Source organism: Paenibacillus sp. FW104-T2, from assembly GCF_058789975.1.
Map to the genome: position 1 here is coordinate 1 of NZ_JBYTCE010000019.1, position 15,520 is coordinate 15,520.

Annotated in this window: 16 protein-coding genes and 1 tRNA gene; all 17 read left to right on the forward strand. The window is 48.9% G+C overall.

The window, feature by feature from the left end; all coding sequences use genetic code 11:
* The first annotated feature begins 4 nt into the window (after positions 1-4).
* The 17 genes from AC3WQ3_RS21200 (at position 5) to AC3WQ3_RS21280 (ending at position 15,510) form a co-directional block, all read left to right on the forward strand.
* Positions 5-77, forward strand: a tRNA-Lys gene (locus AC3WQ3_RS21200).
* Positions 78-233: 156 nt separating this feature from the next.
* Entirely contained in the window at positions 234-1,418 is a 1,185-nt protein-coding gene (locus tag AC3WQ3_RS21205; RefSeq protein WP_492473440.1) for a PucR family transcriptional regulator, read from the forward strand.
* 103 nt (positions 1,419-1,521) lie between these two features.
* Positions 1,522-2,646, forward strand: coding sequence for an ABC transporter ATP-binding protein (locus AC3WQ3_RS21210; protein ID WP_095292957.1), 1,125 nt, complete (start codon positions 1,522-1,524; stop codon positions 2,644-2,646).
* Positions 2,647-2,932: 286 nt separating this feature from the next.
* Positions 2,933-3,871 (forward strand): HPr(Ser) kinase/phosphatase, encoded by a 939-nt coding sequence (gene hprK, locus AC3WQ3_RS21215; protein WP_095292959.1) that lies wholly within the window; start codon positions 2,933-2,935, stop codon positions 3,869-3,871.
* A 152-nt stretch (positions 3,872-4,023) separates the two neighbouring features.
* Entirely contained in the window at positions 4,024-5,061 is a 1,038-nt protein-coding gene (lgt, locus tag AC3WQ3_RS21220; RefSeq protein WP_154896751.1) for a prolipoprotein diacylglyceryl transferase, read from the forward strand.
* 6 nt (positions 5,062-5,067) lie between these two features.
* Positions 5,068-5,724, forward strand: a complete 657-nt coding sequence (ppaX, locus tag AC3WQ3_RS21225) for a pyrophosphatase PpaX (RefSeq protein WP_183526527.1) — start codon at positions 5,068-5,070, stop codon at positions 5,722-5,724.
* Positions 5,721-6,254: an acyltransferase gene (locus AC3WQ3_RS21230; RefSeq protein ID WP_336784254.1), complete on the forward strand. Its 534-nt coding sequence runs from the start codon at positions 5,721-5,723 to the stop codon at positions 6,252-6,254. The genes ppaX and AC3WQ3_RS21230 overlap by 4 nt, the downstream gene beginning before the upstream one ends.
* Positions 6,255-6,739: 485 nt before the next feature.
* Positions 6,740-7,966 carry an ATP phosphoribosyltransferase regulatory subunit gene (locus tag AC3WQ3_RS21235; RefSeq protein WP_336784253.1) on the forward strand — a complete coding sequence of 409 codons (1,227 nt, stop codon included), beginning with the start codon at positions 6,740-6,742 and terminating at the stop codon, positions 7,964-7,966.
* A gap of 1 nt (position 7,967) precedes the next feature.
* A complete protein-coding gene (hisG, locus tag AC3WQ3_RS21240; RefSeq protein WP_154896755.1) occupies positions 7,968-8,627 on the forward strand; it encodes an ATP phosphoribosyltransferase in 660 nt (219 codons plus the stop codon).
* A gap of 79 nt (positions 8,628-8,706) precedes the next feature.
* Positions 8,707-10,011, forward strand: coding sequence for a histidinol dehydrogenase (hisD, locus tag AC3WQ3_RS21245; protein ID WP_154896756.1), 1,305 nt, complete (start codon positions 8,707-8,709; stop codon positions 10,009-10,011).
* Entirely contained in the window at positions 10,004-10,633 is a 630-nt protein-coding gene (gene hisB / locus AC3WQ3_RS21250; protein ID WP_110821845.1) for an imidazoleglycerol-phosphate dehydratase HisB, read from the forward strand. The genes hisD and hisB overlap by 8 nt, the downstream gene beginning before the upstream one ends.
* A gap of 3 nt (positions 10,634-10,636) precedes the next feature.
* The gene (gene hisH / locus AC3WQ3_RS21255) at positions 10,637-11,263 is read left to right on the forward strand and encodes an imidazole glycerol phosphate synthase subunit HisH (RefSeq protein ID WP_433707715.1); all 627 of its coding nucleotides are present in this window, start codon (positions 10,637-10,639) and stop codon (positions 11,261-11,263) included.
* Between the two features lie 136 nt (positions 11,264-11,399).
* A complete protein-coding gene (hisA, locus tag AC3WQ3_RS21260) occupies positions 11,400-12,134 on the forward strand; it encodes a 1-(5-phosphoribosyl)-5-[(5-phosphoribosylamino)methylideneamino]imidazole-4-carboxamide isomerase (protein ID WP_492473441.1) in 735 nt (244 codons plus the stop codon).
* Positions 12,135-12,161: 27 nt separating this feature from the next.
* Positions 12,162-12,923 carry an imidazole glycerol phosphate synthase subunit HisF gene (hisF, locus tag AC3WQ3_RS21265; protein ID WP_095362053.1) on the forward strand — a complete coding sequence of 254 codons (762 nt, stop codon included), beginning with the start codon at positions 12,162-12,164 and terminating at the stop codon, positions 12,921-12,923.
* Positions 12,916-13,644, forward strand: a complete 729-nt coding sequence (hisIE, locus tag AC3WQ3_RS21270) for a bifunctional phosphoribosyl-AMP cyclohydrolase/phosphoribosyl-ATP diphosphatase HisIE (RefSeq protein ID WP_492473442.1) — start codon at positions 12,916-12,918, stop codon at positions 13,642-13,644. The genes hisF and hisIE overlap by 8 nt, the downstream gene beginning before the upstream one ends.
* An 11-nt stretch (positions 13,645-13,655) precedes the next feature.
* Positions 13,656-14,480, forward strand: a complete 825-nt coding sequence (gene hisJ, locus AC3WQ3_RS21275; protein ID WP_492473443.1) for a histidinol-phosphatase HisJ — start codon at positions 13,656-13,658, stop codon at positions 14,478-14,480.
* Between the two features lie 82 nt (positions 14,481-14,562).
* A complete protein-coding gene (locus AC3WQ3_RS21280; RefSeq protein WP_154896761.1) occupies positions 14,563-15,510 on the forward strand; it encodes a ribose-phosphate diphosphokinase in 948 nt (315 codons plus the stop codon).
* Positions 15,511-15,520: the final 10 nt, after the last annotated feature.

The following is a 15,520-nucleotide window of genomic DNA, read 5'->3' on the forward strand; positions in this document are numbered from 1 at the left end:
TTATGAGTCATTAGCTCAGTTGGTAGAGCACCTGACTTTTAATCAGGGTGTCGAAGGTTCGAGCCCTTCATGACTCATCTTGTTAAAAAGAGCGATTAATCATTAATTTGATTAATCGCTCTTTTTGTATATTTGAAAATTAAACAGCTGATTACAGATCCAAGGCTTCGAAGGCGATGTATTGTAAGATATGATAAAATAATAGAAAAAAGCAAAGTGGTGGCGTTCATTATATGAAGCTCATACTTGGTCTTAAACAACAGATTGAATCCATTATCGGCACTAGCTTGGACGAATACGAGATTACGGTAGAAGAATGGAATCAATCTGCAATGCAGTTAATCGGTTGGGAACAGAATCAAAGTGGTTTACTTGAGATGGAAACTTCCGAGGAAGGACAACCTAATCAGGAGTTTGCTTCTGACGCGATAGCCAGTGTGAAAAGTTTAAATACAGAGGAACGTATCTACTTCAAAGTTAAGTTTAAGGAGAATGAAGGAACTTTAGTATGTTGGGGTTGTTCTGCTAGCTCCATAACCATGGAAACAAGACGCTTAATTGAATTGCTGATTACTAACAGTTCAGACAGAATAGCTGAAGAGCTGCCTGAGAATAATCGGGAACAGGAACTTGCTGAATTGGGGAAATGGCTTCGTCAGAAGATAGAACACCCGGCGGAGCAGGAATCCATTCCGGAGCACTTTTCATTTCGAGATGAGCTGCATTCTGAAAAGATCCCGTTTCTACTGCAATGTGAGACACCAGACGCCCATCGTATTCGTTCAAAGGAATTGAACAAGTTGCTGGGGAGTTATTTTGGTGAGGACATTATGCTGATTCCTCTGGGAGAGCAGGACTGGCTCTTTCTGAGTGATGAGCAGATTGTAACAGGTGAAGCGGAAGAGGATACTCTCGAAGCAAAAAAGGATCTACTAAATGCTTTTTGTTTGGGGTTATATGAGTTGGTGGCGAGTGAATGGGCAGGAGTGTTTCATTTATCTGCGTCCATGCCGTGTATTCCAGTGCAGGAGTTATCGACAATTACTGCTCGGCTTGAAGAGAGTATTCATTTGGGAAGAGCATTTCACGTGGCTGAGCATATTCACTTACCATGGGAACTGCATCTTGAGCGATTGGTGGCGAGTATTCCTGAACAGCAGCGTCTTCGTTTTATCAAGGAGACAGGTAAGGATACGGCGATTTTTGAGGATAGTGAGACACTTGCGACACTGGAGACCTATTTTAGTCTGGACTGCAATGTCAGTGAGACAGCAAAGCGCCTTTTCATCCACCGCAATACGCTCATATACCGTCTGGACAAGATCAAACAGGAAATTGGTTACGATGTAAGAAGCTTTGAAAGTGCTGTTCTGGTGCGGCTTTTGCTGCTTATGTACAAAGTGACGAAAAAGCTCTGATATTTTTGTGCAGTTTGCGAATAGTCAAACATCACATGGATGGGTTAATATAAAACTACAAAATGTATTCGATTACAAAATGATCTCTGAGGAGGCAACAATCATGGCTGGTGTACGTTTAGAGCATATTTTCAAAAAATACCCGGGTTCTGATAAAGCAACAGTAGTTGATATTAACCTGGACATCAAAGATAAAGAATTCTTGGTACTGGTTGGACCGTCCGGTTGTGGTAAATCAACAACACTGCGTATGATCGCAGGCCTTGAGGAAATTTCTGAAGGTAAACTCTATATCGGTGACCGTGTCGTTAATGATGTTGCTCCTAAAGACCGCGATATCGCGATGGTATTCCAATCCTATGCCTTGTATCCGCATATGAGCGTATATCAAAACATGGCGTTTGGTTTGAAACTGCGTAAAGTGAAAAAAGATGAGATCGACAAACGTGTTCGTGAAGCAGCTAAAATCCTGGATATCGAGCATTTGCTTGAGCGTAAACCTAAGGCATTGTCCGGTGGTCAACGTCAGCGTGTCGCTCTGGGACGTGCGATTGTCCGTGATCCACAAGTCTTCTTGATGGATGAGCCTCTTTCCAACTTGGATGCGAAACTTCGTGGTCAAATGCGTGCGGAAATCACAAAGCTTGCTAAACGTTTGGAAACAACAGTTATCTACGTAACGCATGACCAGATCGAAGCCATGACCATGGGTGATCGGATCGTCGTTATGAAAGATGGTATCATTCAACAAGCAGCTTCTCCTGAAGAGCTGTACAACCACCCGGCTAACCTGTTCGTAGCAGGTTTCATCGGTTCCCCGACAATGAACTTTATCTCGGGTAAACTGGCTGAGCAAGGTGCTAACCTGCACTTCGTAGCTCCAGGCGTGGACGTTGAAATCCCGCAAGGTAAAGCACAAGTGCTGAAATCAAGAGGATACATTGGCAAGGAAGTTATTCTGGGTGTTCGTCCAGAAGACATCCACGAAGAGCCAGTATTCCTGGAAGCATCCCCGAACTCTGTATTCTCTACACACGTAGACGTAACAGAGAACCTGGGTCACGAAATGCTCCTCTACTTGAGCGGTGTGGGTAACGATACGACTATCGCACGTGTAGATGGACGTTCCAATACTCGTGATGGTTCCACAGTTAAAATGGCAATTGACATGAACAAGGTTCATATCTTTGACAAAGAGACTGAAGTGAACGTTCTCCTTCAAGACTAATCATACTGGGATTCCTCGGATCCGATGGAACATCAGTTAACGCAATCATACATTGTATTCAGAGCCCCTTCCGTTGTTGCTGGAAGGGGCTTTTTTGATTAATGGGCGGCTATGGTCCGCGATTGCATTCAACACTGAATTCATTTAAGATTATTTGAAGGCTGGTTTTGTTTTGTAAAGTCTGTAACCTGAAACAAACAAAATGAATGCGCTAATAATGGAATGGAAAAGACGCAAAAATGCTGATGTACATAGAGAGGCAGCGAATGCTGAAAGGAAGAGACAAATGGCGAAAAAAGTGAAAGTATCTGAATTGGTACAGCAGTTCCAGCTTGAGGTCGTTTCCGGATCTCAAGGTTTGAAGAGAGTAATTACTGTAGATGACTTGAACCGTCCTGGCCTCGAAATGGCCGGTTATTTTGAATACCATCCACAAGAACGGGTACAGCTGCTTGGGAGAACAGAGCTGGCCTTTTTTGCAATGTTACCTGAAGCAGAACGTCGTGACCGGATGCAGCGCTTATGCACAGAGGAAACGCCGTGTATCTTGGTGACTCGTGGACTGGAAGTACCACAGGAACTTATCGAGATCAGTGAGGAGCAGAATCTGGCGGTGCTTCGCAGCAACATGGCAACGACAATTCTGTCCAGCCGTATTACCGGATTCCTGGAGCGCAAGCTTGCGCCAACAGCAACAATTCATGGCGTACTGTGTGATGTGAACGGAGTTGGTATGCTGATTACTGGCAGCAGTGGTATTGGTAAGAGTGAAACGGCACTTGAATTGGTGAAGCGCGGACACCGCCTGATTGCCGATGATGCCGTTGAAATCCGTCAAACTTCAGATTTCCAGCTGCACGGAACCGCACCAGAGCTTATCCGTCACCTGCTTGAGATTCGTGGAGTCGGGATCATCAACGTAATGACACTATTTGGTGCAGGGGCTGTTCGTAACAATAAACGAATTACCCTGGTAGTGCGTCTTGAGGCTTGGCAGCAGGACAAGCAATATGATCGCCTCGGTCTGGATGAGGAAACAACACGAATCATCGATACGGATGTACCGCTGGTAACCATTCCTGTTCGCCCGGGACGAAACTTGGCTGTTATTATTGAAGTAGCGGCGATGAACTATCGTCTCAAGCAAATGGGACTTAACGCCGCACTGCAATTTACGAACAAGCTGACAGCAACGATTTCGGAAGACATGGAAGACATGGACTAGGATTGTAGAAATATCTATTAGAAATGTAGGAACATGAGTTATACGTTTTTAAAATAAAGACCAAAACTGGCCTGCTCTACTTCTTAGGGAATATGGAGCAGGTCCCATTTGGTCATGCATACAGATGAGTGAATTTATAGGAGTGTGAATGAATGGATACATTATTACTGTTGAACCCCATTGCGTTCTCCATTGGAGCGTTAAAGGTTCACTGGTATGGGCTTATTCTCGGTACCGCAGCACTCGTAGGTCTGCTGCTGGTTATCCGGGAGGGCAAGCGGTACAACATACCGCAGGAAGTATTTATGGATATGGTCCTGCTGGGTGTACCTTCTGCCATTATCGGAGCTCGTATATACTACGTAGCATTCCGATGGGATGATTATAAGGATAATTTCTGGGATGTCTTTAAGATATGGAATGGTGGTATCGCCATATATGGTGCGCTGATTGGCGCAATCATTTGTGCCGTCATTTTCTTCCGACGCAAAGGGTATAATTTTTGGCGCATGGCTGACATTTGCGCACCTGGACTCATTGTTGGTCAGATGATTGGACGCTGGGGGAACTTTGTAAACCAGGAAGCCTACGGCGGACCTGTGGAAGAGTCCTTTTTACGGGACAAGCTGCATTTGCCAGACTTTATCGTCAATCAGATGAATGTGGAAGGTGTATTCCACCATCCTGCATTTTTGTATGAGTCGTTATGGAGCCTTGTTGGCTTGGTTCTGTTGTTAGTTCTTCGTAGGCAAAAGTTTCTGCGTGCTGGTGAGTTGTTCATGTCCTACTTTATCTGGTACTCCATCGGTCGTTTCTTCATTGAAGCTCTGCGTACAGACAGTCTGGGCTTCCAGGCACCACAATGGCTTGCTTCGCTCGTCAACGGTCTATGGTCTCCAATGACTGCACTGGGCTTCGAACAGGGTTATCTGGATCCAGCCTACGGGAACGTAAGAATCTCGCAATTGCTCGCCATTGGCATCATTATTGCAGCTATCATATTTATCGTAGTGAGAAGAGTAACAGGAAAAGCCGATGCACGTTATAGTGATCCCATTGTATCTTCCAAGGTATCATCTGAACCAACGGATGATATGCCGCAAGCAGGCCCGGTTGCCAGCAAAGAGAGTAAAGCAAGCCCAAGCCCCGCTAAAGAGGAGACGAAGCAAGCTGAGGATAAAAAGGAGTAATGCAGCATGATTGAAACGGTATTATTTGATCTCGACGGAACGATTATTGATACAAATGAGCTGATTATCAGCTCATTCCTGCATGTCATGGAAGGATGGGAGCATTCTGCTCCGTGGACGCGTGAACAGATTATCCCGCACATGGGAGGCACACTGGAGCAGCAGATGCGTACCTTCTCCGGACAGGAAGAAGTTGCCGAGTATGTCAAAGGGTACCGTGCATATAACGATATCCATCATGAAGCGATGGTAAAACCTTTTCCGCATGTGAATGAGGTTGTTGAGGCTCTGCACCAAGCGGGTATTGTAATGGGAGTAGTGACGACCAAGATTCGCCCATCTACGCTTAAAGTGCTGGAACGTTTTGACCTGATGAAATATATGAAATCCATTGTAACGGTGACCGATGTAACCCATCCGAAACCTCATGCTGAACCTGTACTTAAAGCAATGGAGGAGCTGGGTGCAGACCCGGCTACAACGCTGATGGTTGGGGATAGCCCGGTCGATATCCAATCCGCCCAAAATGCAGGTGCACTTGCGGCAGGCGTTGCCTGGTCTCTTAAGGGAGAGGCAGCCCTGAGTGAATATGGCCCGGATTATATATTACATGACATGAAGGACTTGCTTGCGCTGACCCGTATTGAAACGGGACGTTCATGAGGAAAGTCACCCGCTATCCAGTAGAGGGCCACAATGCACTCTGGCATATCTACAAGACGGTAAGTCCGTGGAAGGGTGTTCGCAACTTTATATGGATTCAGTTGTCACGGTATTGTCCGATTCTTTCGGTGAAGAACTGGATCTATCGCCACATGCTCGGTATGAAGGTGGGTAAACATACGGCGTTTGGACTAATGGTTATGGTGGATGTATTCTTCCCCGAGAAGATCACAGTCGGCGAAAATTCAGTCATCGGTTATAACACAACAATTCTCGCACATGAGTACCTTATTAAAGAGTACAGATTGGGAGAAGTCATTATCGGTGAAAATGTGCTGATCGGTGCCAACACAACGATTCTCCCAGGGGTAACTATCGGGGATGGAGCAGTGGTTGCTGCAGGAGCGGTCGTTCATAAGGATGTAGCCCCAGGAGCTTTTGTCGGTGGGAATCCACTTCGTGAACTATCGCGCAAGGTCGATACCAGTGAATTGGAGCTTCACGTGAAAATGGATGAGCGTATCCATTAGGGTAGGGTATCAAAAGGTATAGCAGTGGACACCACCCATCTAAGTTATGAGGAGTCGTCCAAAATTACATGATATACAGAGGCACAAGGCAATTGTGCTTCGATGGGATAAGCTGCTGATGGCAGCTTTTTTCGTATACAGAAGTTGCTGAGAGGAATTGTTTGAATAGAAATAAATGTTAAAGGCAGAGCCGGTAAGCTAGAGGACGGTATTGTTGACGATGAGGAGTCATTCATGTTATCATATCCCATATCCTTTAGTTTGTTAGCACTTTACCATATGAAAGCATTATGGAGTAGTAAGAACGTATCATCAATCAAGAACAGATCCAGAATGCATCAAGAAGGCTGCCCGGCAGCATCTGAACACAGTCCCCTTATTTAAGGGTAATAGAAGATGGAATCGGGATTTACGATACATAAATCCTATTTAAGATAAAGCTAAAGCCCATAAACCAAACTACTGACTCGGGGTGAATGATACCAATGTCCAAACCAAAAGGCTTCGAAAAACCGACAGGTTTTCGTGACTATACACCACTTGTGGTAAACAAGCTGAGAACGATTGAACGGAACGTATTGGAATGCATGGAACGCTGGGGTTACCGCCAGATTATAACGCCAACGATTGAATATTACGATACGGTGGGAGTGGCGAGTTCGACCTCGGATCGAAAATTGTTCAAACTGCTGAATAGCCGGGGAACTACACTTGTACTAAGATCGGATCTGACAGCACCCATTGCGCGAGTAGTATCTTCTCTATTAAAAGATGAACAGCTCCCGCTGCGTCTGTCCTATCATGCGAATGTGTTTCGTTCCATTGAAGAAGAAGCCGGACGTGAGGCTGAATTCTTTCAGACAGGTGTAGAGCTGGTTGGGGATGACTCACCAGAGGCGGATGCCGAAGTGGTTGCACTTGCGATTGCCTCGCTGCAGGCAGCGGGTGTGTCTTCTTTTAAAATAGCGATGGGACATATGGGATTTCTAAACGGTTTGCTGGAAGAAGTGATTCCCGGACAGACGGCACAGCAGGCCGCACTCAAAGAAGGGTTGCTCGGACGCGACTATGTTGGATATCGTCAGTCAATCGAGGAGCTTAATCTGGAACCCAAACCGAAGGAACAATTGGAAGCCATTCTGCGGCTGCGTGGCGGGAAAGAAGTATGTGCACATGCAGCAGAGCTTAGCTCCAGTGCTGAAGCAGCGCAATCGATTGCTCATTTGTGTGCTGTGTTTGAAGTACTGGAAGCCTACGGTGTATCAGAACATGTACTGATTGACCTGACAATGATCGGAGACTTCTCCTACTATACAGGTATGACCTTCGAAGGGTATGCGGCAGAACTGGGATCACCGGTGTGCAGCGGGGGACGATATGACAATCTGCTGCAGCAGTTTGGCCGCTCGCTTCCAGCAACGGGATTTGCACTGAAAACGAACCGGATCATCGATGGTGTGCACGGCATTACGATGGAAGAGAACAAACCTGTGCTTATCCAGTATGACAAGGCGCGCCGAGCTGAAGCACTGGCGGAAGCCGCCCGTTTACGGAGCGCCGGACAAAACGTGGTGACTAGCCTTTTATCGGATCAAGAAGTAACCGAACCAGCAGCAGAAGTGGTTGCATCATCCGGTGGTAGCTCAGTACGTTCGGCAAGGGACGTCTACGATCAGGTTATCACCTATCAAGCTGAACAAGGAGGACGCTGAGATGTCGGATATTTTGAAGGTAGCCATGCCCAAGGGTCGGATCTATAAAAAAGCTTCCAAGCTTTTCCGTGAAGCGGGCCTCGATATTCCTGTTGATGTGGACGATACACGCAAATTGGTCATTGAAGTACCCGAAGCAGGAATGGAGTTCATCATGGCGAAGCCTGTAGATGTGCCAACATATGTGGAATACGGTGTAGCGGATATCGGAATTGTCGGTAAGGACGTACTGCTTGAGGAAAATCGGGATGTCTACGAACTGTTGAATCTGGGGATTGCCCAGTGCCGCATGTCGGTTATCGGTCTGCCGGATTGGACACCGGGTATTCAGCAGCGTGTGGCGACGAAATACCCAAGGATTGCCTCTCAATATTTCCGCGAACAGGGTCAGCAGGTTGAAGTCATCAAGTTGAACGGCTCCATTGAACTTGCACCTCTGATCGGGTTAGCTGACCGGATTGTGGATCTGGTGGAGACGGGACAGACACTGCGTGAGAATGGATTGGTTGAGATGACAGGCATTCTGGATATCACGAGCCGCCTTATCGCGAACCGGGTGAGTTATCGGATGAAAAATGGACGGATTCAGGCATTGTGCGATGCATTGCAGCAGGTCATTCCAACGCCTAATGAATTTACCGCAGGAAGCCTTCAGGGATAAAAGATCGGGCAAAAAGGATTAGAGGAATCAATTAATACTTGTGAATGACAGGATATACAGGGCCAGGGAGGTAGAAGGCATGAAAATTGTACCCGCACGGGAATTTGATCTGAAGCGTGAAGTGGATTACGGTACACCTGAGCAAAATGAAACAGTCCGGCGCATTGTCAGTGACATCCGCCGGGAAGGAGATGCGGCCCTGCTGCGCTATACGGAGGAGCTGGACCGTACGAAACTGACTGCTGCGGGACTGCGCGTGCCGCAGGAAGAGCTTCAGGCAGCCTACGCTGCTGTAGAACCTTCCTTCGTGACGGCGATTCGGCAAGCCGCCGCCAACATTCGAGCGTTTCACGTGAAACAGAAACGTAATTCGTGGATGGATTGGCAGCCGGACGGCAGTCTGCTGGGCCAGGTCATCCGGCCGCTGAAGCGGGTCGGAGTGTATGTACCTGGCGGCAAAGCAGCATATCCTTCGTCGGTGCTGATGAATGTCATTCCGGCACAGGTTGCAGGTGTGCCGGAGATTGTTATGGTGACGCCGCCGGCAACCAACGGCGGAGAGGGCATTGACCCGTACATTCTCGTAGCTGCCGCGGAAGCAGGCGTGAACGAGATGTACCGGGTTGGCGGCGCGCAGGCCATCGCCGCCCTGGCTTACGGCACGGAGAGCATTGCCCCGGTCGACAAGATCTGTGGACCGGGTAATATCTACGTGGCGCTCGCGAAGCGCGAGGTCTACGGCGCGGTCGATATCGACAGCATCGCCGGGCCGAGTGAGATTGTGGTGCTCGCCGATGATACGGCGAACCCGGTGTATGTCGCCGCAGACTTGCTGTCGCAGGCGGAACATGACGAGATGGCATCGGCCATTCTCGTCACGACCTCGGCCGTGCTGGCGGAAGCCGTGCAGGCCGAAGTGCAGCGCCAGCTTGAGGCGCTGCCCCGGAAGGCAATCGCCGCTGCTTCCGTGGAGCAGTATGGCGCGATTATTGTGGTCGATTCCATGGATGAAGGAATCGACGTGGTAAACCGGCTTGCACCAGAGCATCTGGAGATTCTGGTGCAGGAGCCGATGGCTTATGCCGGCCGGATCGAAAATGCAGGCGCGATCTTCCTCGGCCCGTACAGCTCGGAGCCGGTAGGAGATTATTTTGCCGGACCGAATCATATCATTCCGACAAACGGAACTGCACGGTTCAGTTCTCCAGTAGATGTGGATGACTTTATTAAGAAATCAAGTTTGATATACTACAGCAAGGAAGCGCTGCTTCAAAACGGAGCGGCTATCATAGAACTGGCCCGCCATGAAGGGCTTGAAGGGCACGCCCGCGCAATCGCTGTACGGTTAGAACAGGAAGGGAAGGCGGAATCGGACAATGGATAAGCAAAATAACGGAGTAGAGCTTGAAACTAAAGGTGCTGTGCGCCAGGCAGAGGTTGACCGCAAGACGAATGAAACCAATATTCAATTGGCATTTGCCGTAGATGGTACAGGGCAATCGACGATTGAGACGGACGTCCCTTTCCTCAACCATATGCTCGATCTCTTCACGAAGCACGGACAATTCGATCTGAATGTACAGGCGCGTGGTGACATTGATATTGATGATCACCACACCGTTGAGGATATCGGAATCTGTCTGGGGCAGACCCTTCGCGAGGCGCTCGGAGACAAGCGGGGCATCAAGCGTTATGCGAGTGTATTTGTACCGATGGATGAGGCACTTGCTCAGGTTGTCATTGATGTAAGCAACAGACCTCACTTCGAGTATCGTGCGGAGTATCCATCCCAGCAAGTGGGCAGCTTCTCGACCGAACTGGTACATGAATTTCTGTGGAAGCTGGCGCTGGAGGCGCGGATTACGCTGCACGTCATTGTTCACTACGGCCAGAACACACATCACATGATTGAAGCAATATTTAAGGCATTGGGACGCGCACTGGATGAAGCAACGATGATCGATCCACGTGTAACGGGTGTTCCTTCCACGAAGGGAGTGCTGTAGACGATGGCGATTGCAATTGTCGATTACGGTATGGGGAACCTGCACAGCGTCGGCAAAGCGGTCGAACGTCTTGGCTATGAAGCGCTGGTGACAGGTGACAGGGAAACGATTTTACAGGCAGACGGGGTTATCCTTCCTGGCGTTGGTGCATTTGGTGATGCCATGGAGCACCTGCGGGAGAGTGGATTGGACGCTGTTGTGAAAGAAGCGGCAGCTGGAACAAAACCGCTGCTTGGGATCTGTCTGGGCATGCAGCTGCTATTCAGTTCCAGTGAGGAACATGGGGAGCACACCGGATTGGACATCCTGCCAGGGAAAGTGGTGCGTTTTGCAGCAGGAGAGCTGAAGGTACCCCATATGGGCTGGAATCGCCTGGAGTTCCTTCATCCGGAAAATCCTCTCTTTGAAGGTCTTGAGGCCGGACATGTTTATTTTGTTCATTCCTATCATGCACGTACCGAAGTAGAAAGTGATCTGCTGGCAGTAACGGATTACGGACACCCGGTGACAGCCATTGTGGGAAGAGGAAGCAACTTCGGCATGCAGTTTCACCCGGAGAAGAGCGGTGAACTGGGCATGAAGCTGCTCGGAAACTTCCTGAAGTTGACAGGCAAGCCGAATCAGGAATAAATCGGATTCCCGAGCAGAAGACCCGTTTAGATTAAAGCTATGCTATGCAGGATAGGCAGCCCCTATCCTACTTTTAATAAGCAGTCATACCCATATAGATGGATAAACAAATAAAGAACAAATCAGGAGGCCTTGTATGTCATCTTTTATCATATATCCGGCAATTGATATCCGGGACGGCAAATGTGTAAGACTGGTGCAGGGGGATTACAATCAGGAGACGGTATATAATGATGACCCTGTACAGGTTGCCCTCTCCTGGGAGAAGCAAGGTGGTACATACGTTCATCTGGTCGATCTGGATGGTGCAAAAGCGGGTCACCCCATAAATGACGAACTTATTGGTCGCATTGCATCCGCAGTGAACGTGCCTGTTCAGGTAGGCGGCGGGCTGCGTACCGTAGCTGATGTAGAACGCTTGCTGGGTCTTGGTGTGAGCCGGCTCATTATCGGAACAGCAGCTATTGAAGACCGTGCATTCACCGAAGAAGTGTTAGGACGTTATGGAGATAAAGTGGCGATCGGTATCGACGCCCGAAACGGTTATGTGGCTACTCGCGGCTGGCTGGAAACATCTGAGGTGCAAGCTGAAGTACTGGCGAAGGAACTGGCGGCATTCGGTGCCGAGACGTTTATCTTCACCGACATTTCCCGTGATGGAATGATGCAGGGGCCAAATGTGGAAGCCATTGTATCTCTCGCCAAGGCGAGCGGACGTAATGTCATCGCTTCCGGAGGTGTCAGTGTGATGGATGATCTGCTTCGCCTGAGCCGTCATGCGGATGATGGAATCGGAGGAGCAATCGTTGGTAAGGCGCTGTATACCGGCAGTATCGATCTGTCCGAAGCGGTGCGCGCAGTCAACAAGTAAAGGAACTGGATAGAGAGGAAGAGGAGTATGCTGGCAAAAAGAATTATCCCCTGTCTGGATGTTAAGGACGGCCGGGTTGTCAAAGGCGTTAACTTCGTGAATCTCCGCGATGCGGGTGATCCGGTCGAGCTGGCGGCACTGTATGACCGTGAAGGTGCAGACGAACTGGTATTTCTCGATATTTCCGCTTCCGTCGAAGGTCGTGAAACGATGGAAGAAGTGGTAAGGCAGACCGCTGGCGAAATCGCCATCCCCTTTACTGTTGGTGGTGGCATCTCCAAAGTTGAAGACATGAAGCGCATCCTGCGTGCGGGTGCAGACAAAATCGCAGTCAACACAGCTGCTGTACTGAATCCCCAGCTGATTGCCGACGGTGCTCGCCGCTTCGGTTCCCAATGTATTGTAGTGGCCGTAGACGCCAAGTACAATGAAGCCTGGGGAGAGTGGGAGGTCTACACTCACGGGGGACGGAAACCTTCAGGAATCAAGGCGCTCGAATGGGTGAAACAGGCTGAGGAACTGGGAGCCGGCGAAATTCTGCTAACCAGCATGGATGCGGATGGAACCAAAGATGGATTCGACCTGAAGCTGACTGCTGCTGTATCCGAATCAGTACGAATTCCTGTCATTGCTTCAGGTGGTGCGGGTAAGGAATCTCATTTCTACGACGTGTTTACTGCAGGCAAAGCAGATGCAGGACTTGCTGCAACGATATTTCATTATAAAGAGATCGCTGTACCGGCGTTAAAACAACATTTGAGAGAACAAGGGGTGGAGATCCGTGAGTAATGTAAGTAACGAGATCAGGGAGCGCTTATCCCTGGAGCAGGTTGTAGAGCATATCCGCTGGAGTGATGGTCTGGTCCCTGCGATCGTGCAGGATGCCGAGACACGCCAAGTATTAATGATGGCATATATGAACCGGGAATCATTGAAGTTGTCGCTGGAATCGGGAGAAACCTGGTTCTGGTCACGTTCACGCCAAGAGCTGTGGCACAAAGGCGCTACGTCCGGGAATGTACAGACGATTACCTCACTGAAGTACGATTGTGATGGGGATACGCTGCTGGTAGAGGTTAAACCAAACGGCCCTGCTTGCCATACCGGTGAAGTGACCTGTTTCCATAATGAAATTGTGGGACTGCCTCAGAAATCGACAGAACAATCCGGAAATGAGACAAACGCAGACTCTTCGGAATCAAGAGCCGAAGGCCGCTTTGACGTACTTGCTGAACTTGAATCCGTCATTGCTAAACGTGAAGTGGAACGTCCGGTAGGTGCATATACCACGTATCTGTTTGATAAGGGCGTTGATAAAATATTGAAAAAAATCGGTGAAGAAGCGTCCGAAACGATCATCGCCGCCAAAAATAAAGATAATGACGAGCTTCGACTTGAGGTCAGTGACCTGATGTATCACCTGCTCGTTCTATTGCAAGAGCGCAAACTGCCGCTGGACGACATTATGGCTGAGCTGAGCCGCCGTCATGAACGGCCACGCCGCGATTAGGGGGTGCTCTAATGCGCATTGATTATCACACTCACCATGAGCGCTGCGGTCATGCTGTCGGCAAGCTTGAGGCTTATGTACAGCGAGGCGTGGAGATTGGACTGTCCCAGATTGGACTGTCTGATCACATGCCTTTGCTGCATGTAGATCCAGCGAGTTATTATCCCGAAATGGCAATGCCCATGGAGGAGCTGCCTCGCTATGTGGAAGAATGCTTCTCGCTGAAAGAGCGGTACCGCGGACAGATCGAGGTGCGTGTTGGCCTTGAAGGGGATTACATCGAAGGATGGGAGTCCGAAATCCGGTCAATCATTGAACGTTATCCTTGGGATTACATCATCGGTTCGGTTCATTTCCTTGGGGAATGGGATATTACCGACTTCCGTCAGACCCATCACTGGGAAGGCAAAGATATTTTAGAAGTATACCGTCAGTATTATGATGCGGTAAGTAAAGCAGCTGCTACAGGTATGTACGATATTATGGGGCACACTGACGTTATTAAGCGTTTTGGCTTCAATCCTTCACCGGAGCAGACGGAAGAGCGTATTGCACTGGAGAATGCTGCTCTGCAAGCCATTGCGCAGAGTGGCTGTGCTATGGAGCTTAATGCGTCGGGATTGTCGAAGCCTTGTGCTGAGATGTTCCCTAGTCGCCGGATGTTAACAGAAGCCATTAAGCTGGGTATCCCGCTCACCCTTGGTTCTGATGCCCACGACCCACTTAAACTGGGTGAACATTTGCCTGAAGCCGAGCAGCTTCTACATGAGCTGGGTTGTACGGAGGTGGCTGTTTTTGAAGGCCGCCGCCGCTCTTTCGTTCCTTTAAATGTATAAGGCAGTGGGGTATAATGAGGTTGGGAAATAACCTTGTTCAATAAGGGATTATATAGGGAATCTAACCCTCGGGAGGGGCATTATGCAACATTCGTTACGTATTTTTTCCGGTTCATCGAACCCCAAGCTGGCAGAACAGGTATGTGACAAGCTGGGTGTACAGTTGGGCAAAATTAAGCTGTCCCGGTTCAAGAGCGGAGAAATATACGTTCATTACGAAGAAACCATCCGTAACTGTGATGTGTTTCTGGTCCAGTCACTGTCTCATCCGATTAACGAGCTGTTCGTTGAACTGCTCGTGATGATTGATGCAGCCAAACGGGCTTCTGCCCGCACAGTGAACATTATCGTTCCCTATTACGGATATGCCCGTCAGGAGCGCAAGTCTGCACCACGTGAGCCGATCTCGGCTAAGATGGTGGCAGATGTCCTGACGACAGCCGGTGCAAACCGGGTAGTGACGATTGATTTGCATGCAGCAGCGATCCAGGGCTTCTTCAACATTCCTGTCGATCATATGACATCGCTTGATCTGATAAGCGAGTACCTGCTCAGCAAAGGCATTGAAAATCCGGTGGTCGTATCCCCGGATGCAGGACGGGCATCCATGGCGGAGAAGCTGGCCAATCGGTTGGACTCACCTTTTGCCATTATGATCAAAAAGCGGCCGAGCCACAATGAATCCATCATTACACATGTGATTGGAGATGTGGAAGGACGCACGCCCATCATTATTGAGGATCTAATTGATACAGGGACGACGATTTTGAATGTGGTGGAAGGGTTGAAGGAACGCGGGTCCAAAAATGTGTATGTGTGTGCGACACACGGTCTATTCTCGGGTAATGCGCTAACCAAGCTTAATCATCCATCCATAGCCGAAGTGGTTGTCACAGATTCCATTGCGCTGCCTGATGACCATCCGGAGTGCTTCAAAGTGCTGCCTGTTGCGCCAATGCTGGCAAGAGCCGTTCGCATTATTGTGGATGGAGGCTCCATGGCGACATTGTTTAAAGATTCGGGAATCTGAAGTGTTCATG

Bases quoted from the DNA above. Each gene is read 5' to 3' on its own strand.
- AC3WQ3_RS21205 (WP_492473440.1), top strand. From the start codon at position 234: ATGAAGCTCATACTTGGTCTTAAACAACAGATTGAATCCATTATCGGC.
- AC3WQ3_RS21210 (WP_095292957.1), top strand. From the start codon at position 1,522: ATGGCTGGTGTACGTTTAGAGCATATTTTCAAAAAATACCCGGGTTCT.
- hprK (WP_095292959.1), top strand. From the start codon at position 2,933: ATGGCGAAAAAAGTGAAAGTATCTGAATTGGTACAGCAGTTCCAGCTT.
- lgt (WP_154896751.1), top strand. From the start codon at position 4,024: ATGGATACATTATTACTGTTGAACCCCATTGCGTTCTCCATTGGAGCG.
- ppaX (WP_183526527.1), top strand. From the start codon at position 5,068: ATGATTGAAACGGTATTATTTGATCTCGACGGAACGATTATTGATACA.
- AC3WQ3_RS21230 (WP_336784254.1), top strand. From the start codon at position 5,721: ATGAGGAAAGTCACCCGCTATCCAGTAGAGGGCCACAATGCACTCTGG.
- AC3WQ3_RS21235 (WP_336784253.1), top strand. From the start codon at position 6,740: ATGTCCAAACCAAAAGGCTTCGAAAAACCGACAGGTTTTCGTGACTAT.
- hisG (WP_154896755.1), top strand. From the start codon at position 7,968: ATGTCGGATATTTTGAAGGTAGCCATGCCCAAGGGTCGGATCTATAAA.
- hisD (WP_154896756.1), top strand. From the start codon at position 8,707: ATGAAAATTGTACCCGCACGGGAATTTGATCTGAAGCGTGAAGTGGAT.
- hisB (WP_110821845.1), top strand. From the start codon at position 10,004: ATGGATAAGCAAAATAACGGAGTAGAGCTTGAAACTAAAGGTGCTGTG.
- hisH (WP_433707715.1), top strand. From the start codon at position 10,637: ATGGCGATTGCAATTGTCGATTACGGTATGGGGAACCTGCACAGCGTC.
- hisA (WP_492473441.1), top strand. From the start codon at position 11,400: ATGTCATCTTTTATCATATATCCGGCAATTGATATCCGGGACGGCAAA.
- hisF (WP_095362053.1), top strand. From the start codon at position 12,162: ATGCTGGCAAAAAGAATTATCCCCTGTCTGGATGTTAAGGACGGCCGG.
- hisJ (WP_492473443.1), top strand. From the start codon at position 13,656: ATGCGCATTGATTATCACACTCACCATGAGCGCTGCGGTCATGCTGTC.
- AC3WQ3_RS21280 (WP_154896761.1), top strand. From the start codon at position 14,563: ATGCAACATTCGTTACGTATTTTTTCCGGTTCATCGAACCCCAAGCTG.